This window comes from Taibaiella chishuiensis (assembly GCF_003014535.1).
GTDB lineage: Bacteria > Bacteroidota > Bacteroidia > Chitinophagales > Chitinophagaceae > Taibaiella > Taibaiella chishuiensis.
Genome location: NZ_PYGD01000013.1, coordinates 21,333 through 38,098 on the forward strand (window position 1 = coordinate 21,333; position 16,766 = coordinate 38,098).

Genomic DNA, 16,766 nt, shown 5'->3' on the forward strand with positions numbered 1-16,766 from the left:
GATGTTATTAGTTAAATATCATTTTTATCAATTGTGCTAATTCAGCCTTCCATTTCTCTTCGCCGCCGATGAAGTAGATGGTATCTACATAAAAGTCACCGAATTCATTACGTAGTTCCGTTTTCAAAGTTGTAAGAGTTTTACCATCACTATAAACATCATATCCGGTAATGACTATAACTTTTGTAGCTATCTCATTAATGTCAATTTCACTCAAAATCATCCGCCCAGCGTAGGTTTCAAAATTTCCACCAGATTCTCTAGCTGTTTTTTCGAAAATGTGCATGCTCATATCTAATAGTACCAAATCATATGGATTGGTAGTAATTTCCTGTAGCCCGCTCTGATAAGACTTTTTCCAGCAAAAGGAGACATTAGGCAAGAGTGTCTTTACGTATTTCTCTAGGTGCTGGTGTTTGAGTTCGTCGTCTTCGATGATAAGAATTCTCATGGTTGCAAATCTTTTGTTTCAAAATCTATCGCAATTTCGACTTTGTTGTTAATGCATGAATAATCAAATTTGCTAGCCTTCCTATTCAAATCTGCATTCAGAATTTTTTTAATTTTAGGAAAGCCCGTTCCTCCTTCTTGACGAATATTTGCATCTGGCTTATACCAATTTGCCTTAATCATCTCCAGCTTAGCCTCATGACTGTTTGAATTAAGAACGTTATTTTCAAACCGCAGCTCTAAAATATCGTTCTGCACCATGATAGACATCTTCGCGTGCAACTCATAATGTGGAAGGCTACAATGTTTGATAACATTGAAAAGAATATTATTCATCAAGTCAATGAAGTGCTGATGATACTCACCTTTTATGTAGAAAGAGTCTATCTGTTTTTCCACTTCAAAAGGAAAATTTGGGTGGATATTTTTTGCGATTTGAATGCTTGCCTCTGCAAGTATCTGCAAGTCATATTTGCCATCGAAGCTACTTTCTGATCGACGAAACCACTCCGAGATATTGTTTAACTTGGTTTGAATTTCTGTACGACATGTCATTAAGCTGCTTGTTAACTCAGACACTGCTTGTTTATTGCTAGCTGCGGCGAGTATATTTGAGTGTAATTCGTCGATGTATGCTACATACTTATCTTTGAATTGTACATTAAATTGCTGCCTTATAACACTAAGACAATGTTCCGTCCTTCGCCACAGTTCATTAAAACATCTTTCGATAAATGAATCTAGGTCAACTATATTAACAAAATCTTTAGCAAACAGCAATATCAATTCACTCTCCGTATAAGAGTATTCAAACAGCGGCTCAGTGTTAATCGCTCGCTTATCAATAGCGCATTGAATATATTTGTCTTTTATATCTTTGGATAGAGTGTCAATATTCAAAGAAAATTGACTGAATTGACTTTGCAGTTTAGCGTCCAATGTCTCTGCTAGCACCAATTTCTCCTTCCAAAATTCATTTTCAGCATAGACATTGTCTGTTTGGGAAGTAACCAGCGAATATGTTTCGAAAACACTTCTTAAATGGTTAGGAAGCGTACCGTGTCGTATTCTAGTGCTTATATAAGCATCGAGTCCAAACTCTTTGCTCGAAACGAAAAGATCTCGTATGTACAGGAAAAAACCAGCAAAAATCCGAAATGCAGGCAAGTATACAACTTCAACATCAACGTCTGAATATATATTTTCGGGCATCTCTAAGAATTTAATTTCACCGTTGTCATTAAGTTCAAAAACAGTTCTAAAATCTCTATAACTCTTTTTGCTCCTAATGTAATTGAACAGTTGGACATACCGTTCGAACGCCTCATTGGTCAATGGGGACAAACTTTCATTTTGTAAAACATTTTGTTTTCCAACACTTTTTATTAGCTCTTTAATTTTAGATTCATTGACAAATATTTTACGCTCATCAATTCCGCCAATTACGTTGCTTATAGTGTTTTTCTGAGTAAGTTCAGCTATCTCTACCTGATAGCTATTTTGTTTCTGAGTATCAAATTCAGCTAGAAATTTGCATATGCTGATTCTTTCCTCATTGACCGCATAAGTACTATTAAAGGCCTTGGATAACTGCATTATTTCTGTGCTGCATACTGTTGACAAGAAGTAAACTAATTCTGTCTTCGGAAATCGGGATGCAATCGCTATCAAATCACGAGGGGTGTTGTTATTATGAGACCGAAGGAATAGTTCATAAGTCTGTTTCACCTTGATTTTATCCGAGCAGTTTATTTTAAAGAAGATTGGAAGGCTAATTAGGTTAATTTTATCCCCATTACATTTATATTTCGCAGACACTAAAATCTCCAGAAGGGTTTCATGAGACATTTTACCAGCTAATGCAGGATTTTTAAGATGTGTGTCAACAAAAAGATTCAATGCTTTTTGATAGTCACATATAGCCAAATAACATTCGAATAAATTTGTGACAATTTCAAATTTTGAAAGAATTGAAATCTCATCATCCACTAATAGTTGCTCATAGCTATCGATGCAATTAGAATAGTTTTTTTGATGTAGCAACGAGCGATTTTTGTACAAACTTCGCTTTAGTGTTGGCACATATTCGAAAGCATATTGCCCACTGTTTTTTTCTTGATTTGTGCACAACTCAATATAGGTTTGCACAGTTGGGCTGGATGGATAAAGACGGCATAGTTGGTTAAGAAAGTGATCCAGCAAATTTTCCGAAGCACGAAATTTAAGCGAGAGTCTAGGATTGATGAATGCACTGTTAATCATACCTAAAAGTTCATAGTCAATTGAACCTGGCCACGAGAGTTCGCCAGAAACAAATGCATACAGATTCACGCCCAAAGCTGAATTATTAAAAATGGTAGATAACTTTAGCAACTCTATATATGACAAGGTTGCGTCTTTGTCTTTGTTAAAGACATCGTAATAGCATTTGACAATACTATTGAGGATACTGTCCTGGTCAGTAATTTTTTCAAAATTTATCTTGCCTTCGATTGCTGACTTGGCATATATCTCAACTATTTCCGTGATACAACCATTCTCGGATAGAAACTGCTTTGCCATCAAGAAAGCTTGTTGATAGTTCCCAACAGTATATTGATCAATTATTGCTAAACTACGGACATCTTTTTGTTCAGGTTTTTGGTCATAATCGTCGATAAATAAAAAAGCAATTTGAAAGAGATTTTTATCGTTTATTTGAGCAGTCAACAGACGCTTAACGAATGTTGATACAAATCCCAAAAGCTCTTGGCGAGTAATCAATTCCTGCAAAATCCTAGTTGACATCAAATATCGGTCAATGACCGACATGACTTCTTCCATATAGACTAGATAAGAGAGGTGATTATATCGAATTGATGAAAAATAATTTGTTTTAAAACGAAAGTACTCGCTATAACTATCGCCATTTTTATACGCGTTTAGCTTTTGTTGTTCGATAAAATCATTTGTAATTTCATTAAACTGAAAGAACGACACCTTTTTTTCAGCTTTAACGCTATAAAGGTTTCCCAAAATTTGAACCATCATATCGTTGGCATCATTTACGACTAAGTTTCTAGTTTCCCAGTTCTTTTCTGTGCCGAACTCATACTCATCTAATATAAAGCGATGTTCAATGCTCCAAAGTGTGTATCCATTTTGCTCATCGATCTCATCAAGCAAAGTTCTAGCGACTTCATAATTGCCAGATAATAATAAAAACTCAAAACGCTCTTTTCGTTTAACAAAATCATTAATGGCAGCGGCATGCCTAATAAACCCAAGCATTTGCCATTGCATCTCTTTCTCGAGAGTTTCAGAGTAAAAATTTAATCTACCTCTACCTAAGTCATTATAACTTTTCGGATGCGAATTTTCACCCAAAATAATCTTGTTCAAGGTTGCCTTGAGTATTGGTATTTCCTTCTCAACTCGAGTCACAAATTTTTCAAGTGCATGTACATCAGCCGAATTTGTTTTAATAAGCTTCAACAAATCGACTTTATTCAACTTAGGCTTATTGAAAAAAGCTGCTTTTAACTCAGAGAAGTTCATTGGAATGTTGGTAATATTGTCGGTGAATACAATGAGGATATTCTATTGCAAATAGAATTTTAATTATTTTATCAAAGATACGCGTCCTTTTTAGAAGGGCTATTCATGCATGATGTTCTAAAAACTATTCTTCTGGCGTTTTGCCGTAAATGATTGAATGTATTTATTATTTCCATTTGGCCATCAATATCGAAATCCTCTGATGGTTGTTCTCGAAATATCCCATTCAATTCTTCAGGAATTATTTGGCAATATTATGGATGCCAATTCCAGCTTCACTACTATAAGACATTGGGTTAAAATTTACTGCAAAATAAAATATAAATGAAAACAAAAATACTCCGTAGCTTTATTTATTTGCAATTCATTGCCGACTGGATTCGAACCCAAACTAATTGCAGATCAATAACATCTGAAAATCACCAAAATATACTAAAACAACAAAACCCGCTCTGAGAGCGGGTTTTGTTTGTTTTTGTCGGGACGACTGGATTCGAACCAGCGACCCCTTGCACCCCATGCAAGTGCGCTACCGGGCTGCGCTACGTCCCGAACTTCTAAACCGGGACGCGAAAGTAATGATTTTTTTCATTTCTCAAACAAAAAAAAAGAAATAATCTTTGCAGCCAGAAAAACAACCATGTCCGTAGTCCAAGATCCCTCCCACGAAACCGAATTTTCAGACCTGAAGGCCTGTGTCCTGTTACCCACTTATAACAATGCACAGACCCTCGAAGCAGTCCTCTTATCGCTTGCCGCCTATACCCGACAGATCATTGTCGTTAACGATGGCTCTACCGATGAGACGGAGGCGATACTGGCACGCTACCCTTTTCTGCAAATCGTAAGTTATACCCCCAACCGCGGCAAAGGCAATGCCCTGAAACAGGGCTTTCGTTATGCCTGGCAACAGGGCTACCAATATGCCATCTCTATCGACAGCGATGGCCAGCATTATGCCCAGGACCTGCCCGCCTTCCTGGGGGCGATAAAAGAACAGCCCGGCACGCTTATTATCGGCGCCCGCAATATGGACCAGGCGCATATACCCGGCAAAAGCAGTTTCGGTAATAAGTTTTCCAACTTCTGGTTCTGGGTCGAAACCGGTATCCGGCTGCCCGATACCCAGTCGGGCTACCGCCTCTACCCGCTCGCCCCCCTGTCGACGATGAAGTTCTTTACCCGCAAATACGAATTCGAGATCGAGGCACCGGTACGCGTGGCCTGGAAAGGCGTTAAGGTAATACCGGTACCGGTATCGGTCTACTACCCGCCTGCCGCGGAACGGATCAGCCATTTCCGCCCTTTTAAAGATTTTACACGGATCAGTATCCTCAACACCTTCCTGACCCTGATCGCCCTGTTATGGATTCATCCCCGCAATTTTGTACGCCGGCTCAGCAGCCGCGAAGGCTGGGCCCAACTCTGGAAGGAAGTAATGGTACGTCCTGACGAGAGTAATGAACGTAAAGCCTGGAGCATGGCTTTCGGCGTGTTTATGGGCATCTTCCCGGTATGGGGGTTCCAGTTGGCCATCGGCATTCCGCTGGCCATTTACCTGCGGTTGAATAAGGCGTTATTCCTGTTGGCGGCCAATGTCAGCATCTTCCCCATAACGCCCGTATTCTGGGCCCTGAGCCTGGTTACCGGCAAAATAATACTGGGTTACGAGGATTGGGCGTTCCGCTGGAAAGACATTACCCTTACCCAGTTTAAAGAAGCGGGCCTGGCCTTCTTCCTGGGGGGCGCCGTGCTGGCCCTGGCCCTGGGACTGCTTACCTTCCTGGTCTCGCTGCTCTTACTCAAGGCCTTCAGGAAGCCGGGCAGCGTACAGCAATAAGTTATAAAACCTATAAAAAGCTGTTGATGTACAACCAATACACAACTAGCGTGTTGTAATAAAAAAAAACAACATCGATGAAAAAAGTCGTACTGGCCGCACTCCTGGCTTTAGGCCTCGGAGCCGCCGCACCAACAGCGCTGCATGCACAAACCCAGGCCAAGCTGAATGCCGCCCGAAACCAGACGGTAATGGCGTTCCTGATCCAGTCTTCGCCGGAGTACGCTACCCTCGTAAAGTCGATCAATGCCGCAGCATTGGAGAAAACCTTCGCCGGCCAGGGTAGTTATACCGTATTCGCACCCACCAATAAAGCCTTTGAAAGCCTGCCTCCCGGCCAGCTCGACTTCCTGCTGAAACCGGAGAACATCGACTCGCTGCAGAAAATCCTTACCTATCATGTGATTTCCGGTCCGCAAACGGTTGCCGAAATTCATGAAAAGATTAAACAGGCCGGCGGCGAATACACCGCGCCTACCATCGGCGAAGGCGGTAATGTAACTTTCCTGGTAGAAGGTAATAATGTAGTGATCAAAGACGCCCATGGCTTCCGTTCGGTATTATTACCGCCCGTTAAAACGACCAATGGCATCATCTACCGGATGGATAAAATACTGATCCCATGATTTTTTAAGGAAGCGCCGGAGCAGTAATGATAAATTGGATTTCTTAATGTAATTTTGGAAAAGCTTTATTACAGAGCTTTTCCAAATTTATTTTTACCCCTACTTATAAGAGTTTATCGTGCAAACCAGCGAACGCATTTCGATATTTGACATTTTTAAGATTGGTGTTGGTCCCAGCAGTTCCCATACATTAGGCCCATGGCGTGCGGCATTGCAATTCCTGGAAAGCATAAAGAAAGGAAAAGGCTTACATGCCGTAACGCAGGTACGCGTATTGCTGTATGGTTCGCTGGCTAAAACCGGCCACGGGCATGGTACCGATGTTGCCGTTATGCTCGGCCTTTGCGGCGAAGATCCCGTTACTTTCGATGTCAATAAGATCGACCCCACGATACTATCGCTCCATACCCACAAACGTATGCTGCTGGGCGGCGTACAGGAGATCGAATTCCGTCCCGGCGAAGACATCGAGTTCCTGATGACAGAATCGTTGCCGCACCACCCCAACGCACTTACTTTTCTCTGCACCTTTAACGATGGCGATTCCATTGCCGAAACTTATTATTCCATAGGCGGCGGCTTTGTCGAAAAAGAAGGCGCTGCCAACGATGCGGCGGCGGCTACCGAACTCTATTTCCCGATCGATAACGCCCAGGACCTGATGCACTGGTGTATCAAAACAGGGCTGAGCATTTCGGAGATCGTGATGGAAAACGAAATTGCCTGGCGCAGCGAAGACCAGACCCGCGCCGGCATTTTACAGATTTGGCATACTATGCAGGAGTGCATTTACCGCGGCTGTCATAAGGAAGGTAAATTGCCCGGTGGCCTGGATGTGTCGCGCCGTGCAGCGCCACTCAACAAACGCCTGCTTAAAGGTAAAAACTACAGCAACTATACCGAATGGCAGCAGGCGATACGCGAAGGCGGTCATAACTTCCAGTACATACTGGACTGGGTAAGCTGTTTTGCCCTGGCGGTAAACGAAGAGAACGCATCCTTTAGCCGCGTGGTCACTGCGCCTACCAATGGCGCTGCGGGCGTAATTCCGGCCGTGCTCCATTATTTCGTTACCTTCTGCGATGGCGATTCGGAAGAGAAGATCATCCAGTTCCTGCTTTGCGCTTCGGAAATCGGCAGCATCTTTAAAAAAGGCGCTACCATTTCGGCGGCTATGGGCGGATGCCAGGCCGAGATCGGTGTATCGTCGGCGATGGCGGCAGCAGCGCTTACCGAATGTCTCGGCGGCAGTGTACGGCAATGCCTGATGGCTTCGGAGATCGCCATGGAACACCACCTGGGTCTTACCTGCGACCCCGTAGCGGGCCTGGTGCAGGTACCCTGTATCGAACGCAATACCATGGGCGCCATCAAGGCCATTACCGCGGCACAGCTGGCCCTGCAGAGTAACCCCTACAATGCCCGCGTATCGCTGGATGCCGTGGTAAAGACCATGTGGGAGACCGCACTCGATATGAATACCAAATACAAAGAAACTGCCGATGGCGGCCTGGCCATCAATATACCGCTGGGATTGAGCGAATGCTGATCCACCTACGGAAAACAAACGCGGCGCATACCAGGTATGCGCCGCGTTTGTTTGAATAACATTCTATCAGTGTTTATAAACGATATCAAATCCTTTTGCCCTGGCTTCCTTATACACCTTCGCCGCCTCTTCCTTCTTGCCGCAACGGTAGAGGTAAACGGCCTTTTGCTGGTACCAGTATTGCGGACTTGACTCCTCGTACCGGCGGACATCTTCCAATACTTTGCGCATTTTCGCTTCCTGCTTATGGTTACAATAGAAGTTGGCCAGCGCGTTCCAGTACACCGCTTCTGAAGGCTGCAGTTCGTAAGCCCTTACCAGGTCCTGTTCTTCTTTTCGGGGATCGTTTTTATGATGAAAAGAATTTTGCCACCAGTAGTGCGGGTTATCGGGCATCATACCGACCAGCTTGTCGGAGATCGCCGTCATACGTTGTTCCATCACCTTCGGACGGGTACCTTCTTTTAATTGATAGAGCTCGTACAATTGTGCCCACAGGTCTGCATTGCCAGGCTCTGCAGCAGCCTTTTGTTCAAAGATCGCGATACTGCGCTTCAGGTAGCGATTGGCTTCCCCGTAGTCATTCCGGCCATACCAATAGATCCAATGCAGTTTATGGTAGCAGAGAAAACAAGCCGAATCGAGGACCAGTGCTGCTTTAAAATGCCCCATAGCCTGGCTTTCCCGGTGTGCATACAAGTCGAGCAGCCCCAGGGTTACTTCGCCGTTGCCGGCCATCTGCCGGTCATCCGAACGGGCCAGCAACAGGGCCTCCCGCCGGAAATTGATGACTGAAGTATCATAATAAAAATGCTCCGGCGACTGGTACAAGCCGGCCAGGTAGCGGTTTACAAAGGCCAGGGTATCCTGCTGCGTGGATAAGGGCATAACCTCCTGCGCCATTAAAGCGCCGGCCAGTCCTGACAACAGGCTAAGCGATAAAAAAACTTTTTTCATAAAGACCATAGGGCACCTTAGCGGATATCCATCCTGATGCGCCAGTTTTTGGGGTAATAGTTGTTCATCCGGTTGGGCAACCATTTGCCCCAGCCCAGGCCCAGGCCGCCAAAGGTCACTACCTGCCAGCCTTTTAAAGCATGTTCTTTCCGGATCTCTTCTTTCTTCATAAACAGCAGCGCCTCTTCCCGGCTTACTTCCAGGGCAGGCAGTTCAGCAGACAGGTGTATACTCAAAGCCAGCTCATGATCCGGGATCTCATCTTTGCCGGCCAGCTTACCCAGGGCGGTTCCCGTCTTTTTGATCCGCAACCTGGGCTGCAGGTACTCGTAATCTTTCTGGTGTACCGGGTGCAGGCCGTAAAACTCTTCGTTACGCTCCACGGCCAGTAAGGGCACCTTCATAAACCGCGACCAGCGGGCACTTTCGTCCTTGCCCTTACGCGCAGCGCCGGCTGCGCCTTTTTTCTTTTCGCTCCTGTCTTTTTTCTGCGGCGCTTCCTCCTGGTCTTCCGGCTTGCGGAAAGCCGCCAGGAAAAAGCCTTCGCCCTGCAGCTTCCAGGGATAAAAGCGGTAACCATATGCCTGGTGTGCGGCCGAACGGGTTTCGACAATCTGCCAATCCTCCTGTACCGGTACGGCCTGGCTTTCCAATTGAAAGTTGTCGCAAAGCCAATCGAGCACTTCTTCGTTCTCTTCGGGCGAGTAAGAACAGGTAGCGTACAACAGCAGGCCGCCGGGTTTGAGTGCAGGCAACGCATCGGCTACAATCCGCTTCTGGCGCTCGCTGCAGAGCTTTACATGCTCCGGCGACCATTCGTCCATAGCCGCCTCATCTTTGCGCCAAAGGCCGGAACCCGTACAGGGCGCATCGATCAGCATGATATCGAAATAAGCGCCCAGCGCTGTAAAGTCTTTCGGATCGTTTTGGGTTACCCAGGTATTCATTTGCCCCCAGCGGCTCATATTCTCCGCCAGTATTGCCGCGCGGGGCTGGATCACTTCGTTGGCGATCAGCAGGTCTTCGTCGCGCAGCAGGCCGGCCAGCAAGGTACTTTTACCACCGGGTGCAGCGCAGAGGTCGAGCAGCCGCAAAGCAGGACCAGTACGGTCGGCCAGCGCTTCTACGGCATGTTGTACAAACATGGATGAGGCCTCCTGTACATAATAAGCACCGGCATGAAATAAGGGATCCAGTGTAAATACCGGCCGCTCGCCGAGATAACGGCCTGTACTGCACCAGGGCACCTGGCCGGTTAGGGCAAAGGACAGGTCTGCCGGTTTGCGGGGGTTAAGCCGCAGCGATGTTACGGCGGCTTGTTCGTGTGCCTGCAGCAATGCCGCAGGGTCGATACGGCCGGCACCGGCCACGGGGCTCAATTGCCCGAGGATATGAGAAAGCTGTTCGTTCACTGGAGAGATCTTTTTAAAAGCGCAGAGCGCAGGGGCAAAGTTCGTTAAATACCGATACCAATCCCCATTTCAAATAATTCGGCGGTAGTGGTATGGGTTTTCAGGATCGCCGAGAAGAAGAGTTCCTTCAGCAGGCCCTTTTCCCGTTGTACCAGGTAAAGGTTGCCGCCGATCTTTTGGTAAAAATCAGACTTCTGATCGTCCATTTTATGAAGGTAATAACCTGCCTGCGCGATAAGGCCGATACGGCCCACCAGGAACTCATTACCGAGGAATACCGCTACCTGTGTGGACTGGGCCCCTTCGCTGCCCCTGAAGTGTTCGATACTTTTAAGCAGGCTGTACATGCGGGTATTGTAATAGATATCGGCGCCGCCATAAACTTTGTTCTTGCTCCAGTAACGCTTGCTTACGTACAACGCCCCCATATACACCGGGTACAGGGGACCGTCGGCCGGCGGACTTTCTACAAAGGCAATGCTGGCCCTGCCCTGCAGCAGCCAGCGGTTTTTGAGGGGTTCGAGCGGGCGCCGTATAGGATCCGGCCGCGAGGTTACGGGAAAATAACGCAGCCCGATATGCCCGCCCCACATATTGATACCGAGGTTGGGCTGCTGGAAAGAAGCATTGGATACATGGGAAAAATTAAGACCGGCCTGCAGGTCCCATTGGTCGCTGATATGCCAGCGCAGATCGGTAGAGAAAGGGCTGAGGTTATTCCAATGCCCGCCGATCACGGTGTTTTCCGTATTGGCTACAGGCGTGCGTTGATAGGGCTTGGTTACATAACATACACCCATACCCAGCCGCAGGGTCCATTCAATATTCTTGCCATGCACCAGCGGGAACTGGATATTGGGAAAGATGCCGAATACCTGGCCGTAAACATCATTTTTATTGTAGTTGGTATAGTACAGGCCTACGCCCAACTGCGGGTTATGCCGCCGTTGCTGCCAGTCTTTCTGACCGTAACACTGTTTTACAAAATTGAGCTCGGCGGAATAGGACCGTTCGGGTAAGGTGCCGGTAAAACGGGCGGTATGTTTGATCATTTTGCCCATCATTACATTGCCTTCTATGCCAAAGCCCTTCCAGCTTTGCTGTTCCTGCGCCATAAGCGGTAAGGAACAGCAAAAAAAGAACGATACTAAAACATAAAAAGACCTGGGCATCGATACCGGACCGGGGGGATTATTCGTAAATCTTATATTTGGCCAGTTTCCATTTATGCAGGCGGTGCTGCAGCGACACACGCAATACGCCCATGCCATACTTGGCACTGCGCCTGAAATTGATACTGGAAGCCTCTTCGAAGTATTTGGTCGGACAGGTGATCTCGGCCACTTCGTAGCCTTTCATAAAGATCTGGGAAACCATTTCGTTGTCGAAAACGAAATCGTCGTTATTGGCCATGAAATTGATATTGCGCAGCACCTCGCCGGAAAATGCACGGTAGCCGGTATGGTATTCGCTCAGCTTCTGGTTGATCAGCACATTTTCGAACAGGGTCAGGCAACGGTTAAATACGTATTTGTAAAGCGGCATACCACCGTTCAGCGCACCTTTGCCCAGGATACGGGAACCGAATACAACCGGGTAAAGATCATTGGCGATGATATAACACATAGACGGGATAAGCTTGGGCGTGTACTGGTAGTCGGGGTGCAGCATGATCACGATATCGGCGCCCAGTTCCAGTGCTTTTGTATAACAGGATTTCTGGTTGCCGCCATAACCTTTATTCTGCTCGTGGCGTACAATGTGTTTAATACCCAGCTTGCGTCCTACATCCGAGGTATCATCTTTACTATGATCATCAACCAGTACAACATCGTCAACCAGATCAAATGGGATCTCGTTATAGGTTCTTTCCAGGGTAAGGGCGGCATTGTAAGCCGGCAGTACAACAACTATTCTTTTTCCGTTTAGCATGAATGTGAATTACGCAAGTGCAATTGCAAAATAAAAAATCTATTATAAACCCGAGCGTGTTATTTTAAACTTCCCTGGGTATGCAGGATCTGCATCCCGGTGGAAACAAGGTTACTCGTGGCCTTGGATAGTAAAACATCCCGGTCGTTGAAAACCCTTACTTCCGCGTTAATTATTTTTTTCCCCTGCCGGATGATCTCCGCCACAGCGGTGATACGCTCCCCTTCGGAGGCGGCATACAGGAAGTCGGTATGGAGGGAAACACTGGTGTAATGCAGCTCGGCCTCGAGGCTTACAATAGCCCAGCCGATAGCCTCGTCGATAACCAGCGACATCATACCCCCGTGGATATTGCCGAACGGGTTACACATTTCCCTTCGGATCAGTACGGACATGACCGCCTTTCCCTTTTCGATCTGCTCCAGCCTTGGTTTCAGCCAGTTGCCTGCGGGCGACCTCGAATCTTCAATCACCGTGCCCTGCATTTCCCGGAGCCTTTCCAAAAGTTTTGCTGCCATTACAATTATGTATATTTTTAAACGCTGCAAAGCTACAATCTATTATCTTTGTTTCCTTCAAAAAAATCACCTTTATATGACGCTTACTCAACTCGAATACGTAGTATCCGTAGCCACCTATAAGAGCTTTGTTGCAGCAGCAGAAAAAAGCTTTGTAACCCAACCCACCTTGAGTATGCAGATACACAAGCTGGAAGAGGAGCTTAATGTAAGGCTTTTCGACCGGAACAAACACCCCATTACCTGTACCGAAGTAGGTGAAGAAATCGTAAGGCAGGCAAAAGTAATTCTTGCCGAAGCCAATAAGATCCAGGAGCTTATACAACACCGCCAGGGCTCTGTAGCCGGCACGTTCCGTATGGGCATTATCCCTACCCTCGCCCCCTTTATCCTGCCCCAACTGCTGGAAAACCACGCCAAGGCCCACCCTGAACTGCGCCTCATCGTAACCGAAATGCAGACCAAGGACATTATCAAAAAACTGAAAGACGACGAAATCGATTGCGCCCTGCTGAGCACGCCGCTCGAAGAAGCGCATATTAAAGAATATCCTTTATTCTACGAATCACTGGTCGCTTACTTCGGCAAAGACGAAAAAGCACTGACCAAAAGGCTCGTAACCCCCGAAGACATCGATATGAAACGCATCTGGATGCTGAACGAAGGCAATTGCCTGCGCAACCAGATCATGAACCTCTGTAGCGAACATATCGACAAACTGCAGGAAAACCGCCCTTACCAATACGAATCGGGCAATGTAGAAACCCTGCGTAAAATGGTCGATAAAAACGGCGGTGTAACCATTTTACCGGAACTCGCCACTTTCGAATTTACCGAGGACCAGAGCGAAAACGTGCGCTACTTCGACGGCGAAGAGCCCGTGCGCGAAATATCGCTGGTCACCAACGATCACTTTGTACGGCTTTCGGTGCTGCAAACCCTGATGGACGAGATCCTGAAACTGGTACCGGAAAAAATGAGGGTACAAAAGAAAAACCGCAAAATCTTAAGGATCCAGGCTGCCAAGCTGTAACCCGGACCACTGATACCGATAAAGAAAAAGAGACCGATCCTGTGATCGGTCTCTTTTTCTTTTTAATAGCTGCAACCGTTTAGCGCACTGCTGCTTCATTTTTACGCAGCAAGGCCTTCCGGATATAGATCTCGCCCCAGGCGGTGCCCCGGTCTACGCGGAATACCCGCAGGAACGTGGTATCTGCCTTCACATTTTCGCATTGGTAGTCCGGCTCTATATTATCGAACACGGCAATATCAGTAGCGGCCGTTATTTGCCAGGTTACCCGGGCAAAGGTATCCGTGCCCTTAAGATAACCGGTATAAGGATCGGTAAGGTGCATGCGTTCCAGGTAAGCATTGGTGCCGATGGCAGCCTGGTAATAATGATGCTGTTCCAGGTAATCGACCAATGCCTGCTGTACCCGCATGCCTGCAAAGGCGCCCAGGTCGGTATCGCCATGCCCGTTGTTTTTGTAAAATGCCATAGCTTCGATACCACCGATCAGCGCCAGTAATACCACCAGGCCTGGCCGGCCCATAACCGTCGTGGCATACCGCTCCAGCAGGATAGCGCCGATAAAGAGCACCGGCAGCAAAGCGATAAACAGGTAACGCCCGATAAACATATTTATACTGGTAAAGAGCAGGAAAAAGGGGATAAAAATAAGCGACAGGCGGATAAAGCGCAATTGCGCCGGCGTACCCTTGCGCCAAAGGTCGCGGAGCAAGGCCAGCGAAGCGCCCAGCCGTTTGTGCTTTATAGCCACCGCTGCAAAAAGAAGGATAAAAAGCAGTAACAGGTATTGCCTGAGGTCGTGTACGAACAGGACATCGAAGCAACTCCTCAGTTTTTCCAATACCAGCAGGGGCTCCAGCTCGATCAGCCCGGCATGGAAAGGAAATACATACCAGCCCATAATCATCTTTTGCAACACGAAGAACAGCGCGATAAGCAGTACTGGTATGGTAACAGAAACCACCAGCCACAACCGCGCCCGGAGCGGCTCTTTGCCACGCAGCAGGTTCCATAACGCATCGCAGCCCAATACCATACCTACGATCATGCCGCTCTCCTTGGTATAGAACAGGGCCGTAAGCATCAGTATGGTCCAGCCGAAACGGCGCTGTGCATAAAAGTAAATGCTGAAAAAACCCAGGAAAGCCAGGAATACCTCGGGCAACAGGAAGGAGGCCTGCACGAAGAACATAACCTGGAATGCCAGCAGCAAGGCGCTGATCATGGCGATGTTGCGGTTAAAAAGCCGGAGCGCCGCCTCGTACACGCCTGCTATACCCAGTACCGAAACAAAAAGCGGGAAGGCATGCATCGCCACATGCGAAGTGCCGAATACCTTCATCCATACCGCTGCCAGGAAATGGAACAACATGGGATGCCCCCTGGAATAATCGGCGGGAATAACGCCGGGTAAAAGACCGGGGCCCGCGTCGTACATACGCCGCACCGCCGTGGCATAAGGCCAGCACTCGTCCCAGTAAAAAGGGTAATCGAGATGCGGTAGCTTACACAGGACAAAGACCAGCAGGAGGAGCAGTAAGAACAAACGGTCTTTGAAAAAAGACCCGGGAGCAGCAGGAGTCATGTACGCGTTTTTTGGATACGATATAACGCATATAACGAAGCCGGTATATCGCGTTAAGCCTGCAAAATAATGGATAATTGGCAATCTCCAAACACGGAGGCAGGAGTTCTGGTAAAATCAATACCTTGCAGTATGCGTTTATATATCGAGCATTATAAGCACGACGGCGACCCGGCACACATCAATTACCATATTGCTGCCGAAGGTTTCCGGCACTTCGGCTTCCATATTATCGAAATACAGGATATAGCTGCGCTGCCGCAGGACGATACGGATTGTGTTGCCGTGGGCTCGATACAGTTTATAAAGGCCGCCTTACAACACCTGGGCAAGCCTTTCCCGGAAGGTATCGATTACCCAGCCTCCTTACAAACCTACCTCGGCAGAAGAACCTGGTCATCGACCATCAACGAAATAAGCAACAACCCGGATCTCTGGCAGGTATTTGTGAAACCCAAAATAGCAACCAAACGCTTTACTGGCAGGGTCGTCAGGAGCCTGGCCGACCTGAGGGCCACGGGCGACCAGTTTGACAATATACCGGTATGGGTTTCGGAACCCGTAGTATTTAAACGGGAATGGCGGGTATTTGTACGATACGGAAAGATACTCGATGTAAGACCTTACAGAGGCGACTGGCGTTGCCAGTATGACCCGGCAGTCATCGAATCGGCATTGGCAGCGTTTGAAGATGCACCGGCCGCTTATGCCATGGATTGGGGCGTAACCGACGATGGGCGCACCTTATTGGTCGAAGTAAACGAAGGATACAGCGTAGGCGCTTACGGACTTTACTTTACCGATTACGCCCGATTCCTGTCGGCAAGATGGGCGCAACTTACCGGTACTACCGACATCTGTGCGTTTTGATCTGCACCGATTTGCAGGAACAGAAAAAGGCTCAACCCCTTAAGGGTGAGCCTTTGTATATAAATCATTTATTATTTACCAAAATACTTCAACAGCAATTCGCCGGCGTAACCGTTCACTTTCTGGAGGTAGCGGAAGGAGTCGAGATCGATAATATCCGTAATCCATTCCTGCTCGTCGGCATAGGTTTTGTTTACTTCCACTTCAATGGCATCATAACTACCGGCTGCGCCTGAAAAGTTTTCTATCACAAACTCCCGGAGACTTTCTTCATCTATATGTTCCCCCCTGTACGGCGCCACATCGCTTTTGATTTTCTTATTGATGTAGTGTACTTTGAAGGTAAATGTACAATATTCCATGTAGTGCTCTTTTTGCAGCAAAAGTAAATTTTATTTTTGCTTTTTTTCAAAAAAACAGCCCGCAAAAATTAAATTTAAGCGGGCTGTAACATAAG

Annotated in this window: 14 protein-coding genes and 1 tRNA gene; 5 read left to right on the top strand and 10 right to left on the bottom strand. The window is 47.0% G+C overall.

The genetic code is table 11. The features are described 5' to 3' along the window. Positions 1–7 precede the first annotated feature (7 nt). The 3 genes from B0I18_RS22565 to B0I18_RS22575 form a co-directional block, all read right to left on the bottom strand. Positions 8–451 carry a response regulator gene (locus B0I18_RS22565; protein ID WP_106525035.1) on the bottom strand — a complete coding sequence of 148 codons (444 nt, stop codon included), beginning with the start codon at positions 449–451 and terminating at the stop codon, positions 8–10. Further along, a complete protein-coding gene (locus B0I18_RS22570; RefSeq protein WP_106525036.1) occupies positions 448–3,987 on the bottom strand; it encodes a hypothetical protein in 3,540 nt (1,179 codons plus the stop codon). Before B0I18_RS22570 ends, B0I18_RS22565 begins: the two co-directional genes overlap by 4 nt. Positions 3,988–4,465: 478 nt before the next feature. Beyond that, positions 4,466–4,539 (bottom strand) — tRNA-Pro (locus tag B0I18_RS22575). A gap of 88 nt (positions 4,540–4,627) precedes the next feature. Here B0I18_RS22575 and B0I18_RS22580 point away from each other — a divergent pair. The 3 genes from B0I18_RS22580 to B0I18_RS22590 all read left to right on the top strand — a co-directional run bounded on the left by B0I18_RS22580 (position 4,628) and on the right by B0I18_RS22590 (position 8,002). Continuing rightward, a complete protein-coding gene (locus B0I18_RS22580; protein WP_106525037.1) occupies positions 4,628–5,827 on the top strand; it encodes a DUF2062 domain-containing protein in 1,200 nt (399 codons plus the stop codon). A gap of 77 nt (positions 5,828–5,904) precedes the next feature. Continuing rightward, positions 5,905–6,453 (top strand): fasciclin domain-containing protein, encoded by a 549-nt coding sequence (locus B0I18_RS22585; protein ID WP_106525038.1) that lies wholly within the window; start codon positions 5,905–5,907, stop codon positions 6,451–6,453. A 118-nt stretch (positions 6,454–6,571) separates the two neighbouring features. Further along, entirely contained in the window at positions 6,572–8,002 is a 1,431-nt protein-coding gene (locus tag B0I18_RS22590) for an L-serine ammonia-lyase (RefSeq protein ID WP_106525039.1), read from the top strand. A 66-nt stretch (positions 8,003–8,068) separates the two neighbouring features. On the opposite strand, the gene B0I18_RS22595 is transcribed toward B0I18_RS22590, so the two are convergent. The 5 genes from B0I18_RS22595 to B0I18_RS22615 all read right to left on the bottom strand — a co-directional run bounded on the left by B0I18_RS22595 (position 8,069) and on the right by B0I18_RS22615 (position 12,821). Then, a complete protein-coding gene (locus tag B0I18_RS22595) occupies positions 8,069–8,959 on the bottom strand; it encodes a tetratricopeptide repeat protein (protein ID WP_146146851.1) in 891 nt (296 codons plus the stop codon). Between the two features lie 17 nt (positions 8,960–8,976). Further along, positions 8,977–10,371, bottom strand: coding sequence for an RsmB/NOP family class I SAM-dependent RNA methyltransferase (locus tag B0I18_RS22600; RefSeq protein WP_106525041.1), 1,395 nt, complete (start codon positions 10,369–10,371; stop codon positions 8,977–8,979). Positions 10,372–10,415: 44 nt separating this feature from the next. Further along, the gene (locus B0I18_RS22605) at positions 10,416–11,486 is read right to left on the bottom strand and encodes an acyloxyacyl hydrolase (protein ID WP_181358586.1); all 1,071 of its coding nucleotides are present in this window, start codon (positions 11,484–11,486) and stop codon (positions 10,416–10,418) included. Positions 11,487–11,562: 76 nt separating this feature from the next. Further along, the gene (locus B0I18_RS22610) at positions 11,563–12,303 is read right to left on the bottom strand and encodes a glycosyltransferase family 2 protein (protein ID WP_106525043.1); all 741 of its coding nucleotides are present in this window, start codon (positions 12,301–12,303) and stop codon (positions 11,563–11,565) included. Positions 12,304–12,362: 59 nt separating this feature from the next. Then, on the bottom strand, positions 12,363–12,821 hold the full coding sequence (locus B0I18_RS22615; RefSeq protein ID WP_106525044.1) for a PaaI family thioesterase: 459 nt from the start codon (positions 12,819–12,821) through the stop codon (positions 12,363–12,365). 76 nt (positions 12,822–12,897) lie between these two features. Here B0I18_RS22615 and B0I18_RS22620 point away from each other — a divergent pair, with 76 nt between their 5' ends. Further along, complete coding sequence (locus B0I18_RS22620) at positions 12,898–13,854, top strand: hydrogen peroxide-inducible genes activator (protein ID WP_106525045.1); 957 nt, start codon at positions 12,898–12,900, stop codon at positions 13,852–13,854. 79 nt (positions 13,855–13,933) lie between these two features. Here B0I18_RS22620 and B0I18_RS22625 read toward each other — a convergent pair whose 3' ends face one another. Then, the gene (locus tag B0I18_RS22625) at positions 13,934–15,439 is read right to left on the bottom strand and encodes an ArnT family glycosyltransferase (protein WP_106525046.1); all 1,506 of its coding nucleotides are present in this window, start codon (positions 15,437–15,439) and stop codon (positions 13,934–13,936) included. A 132-nt stretch (positions 15,440–15,571) separates the two neighbouring features. On the opposite strand from B0I18_RS22625, the gene B0I18_RS22630 reads away from it, so the two are divergent. Beyond that, a complete protein-coding gene (locus tag B0I18_RS22630) occupies positions 15,572–16,309 on the top strand; it encodes an ATP-grasp domain-containing protein (RefSeq protein WP_106525047.1) in 738 nt (245 codons plus the stop codon). 71 nt (positions 16,310–16,380) lie between these two features. Here B0I18_RS22630 and B0I18_RS22635 read toward each other — a convergent pair whose 3' ends face one another. Further along, complete coding sequence (locus B0I18_RS22635) at positions 16,381–16,671, bottom strand: hypothetical protein (RefSeq protein ID WP_106525048.1); 291 nt, start codon at positions 16,669–16,671, stop codon at positions 16,381–16,383. Positions 16,672–16,766 lie beyond the last annotated feature (95 nt).

Bases quoted from the DNA above. Each gene is read 5' to 3' on its own strand.
- B0I18_RS22625 (WP_106525046.1), bottom strand. From the start codon at position 15,439: ATGACTCCTGCTGCTCCCGGGTCTTTTTTCAAAGACCGTTTGTTCTTA.
- B0I18_RS22620 (WP_106525045.1), top strand. From the start codon at position 12,898: ATGACGCTTACTCAACTCGAATACGTAGTATCCGTAGCCACCTATAAG.
- B0I18_RS22610 (WP_106525043.1), bottom strand. From the start codon at position 12,303: ATGCTAAACGGAAAAAGAATAGTTGTTGTACTGCCGGCTTACAATGCC.
- B0I18_RS22635 (WP_106525048.1), bottom strand. From the start codon at position 16,671: ATGGAATATTGTACATTTACCTTCAAAGTACACTACATCAATAAGAAA.
- B0I18_RS22605 (WP_181358586.1), bottom strand. From the start codon at position 11,486: ATGGCGCAGGAACAGCAAAGCTGGAAGGGCTTTGGCATAGAAGGCAAT.
- B0I18_RS22585 (WP_106525038.1), top strand. From the start codon at position 5,905: ATGAAAAAAGTCGTACTGGCCGCACTCCTGGCTTTAGGCCTCGGAGCC.
- B0I18_RS22570 (WP_106525036.1), bottom strand. From the start codon at position 3,987: ATGAACTTCTCTGAGTTAAAAGCAGCTTTTTTCAATAAGCCTAAGTTG.
- B0I18_RS22630 (WP_106525047.1), top strand. From the start codon at position 15,572: ATGCGTTTATATATCGAGCATTATAAGCACGACGGCGACCCGGCACAC.
- B0I18_RS22595 (WP_146146851.1), bottom strand. From the start codon at position 8,959: ATGAAAAAAGTTTTTTTATCGCTTAGCCTGTTGTCAGGACTGGCCGGC.
- B0I18_RS22580 (WP_106525037.1), top strand. From the start codon at position 4,628: ATGTCCGTAGTCCAAGATCCCTCCCACGAAACCGAATTTTCAGACCTG.
- B0I18_RS22615 (WP_106525044.1), bottom strand. From the start codon at position 12,821: ATGGCAGCAAAACTTTTGGAAAGGCTCCGGGAAATGCAGGGCACGGTG.
- B0I18_RS22565 (WP_106525035.1), bottom strand. From the start codon at position 451: ATGAGAATTCTTATCATCGAAGACGACGAACTCAAACACCAGCACCTA.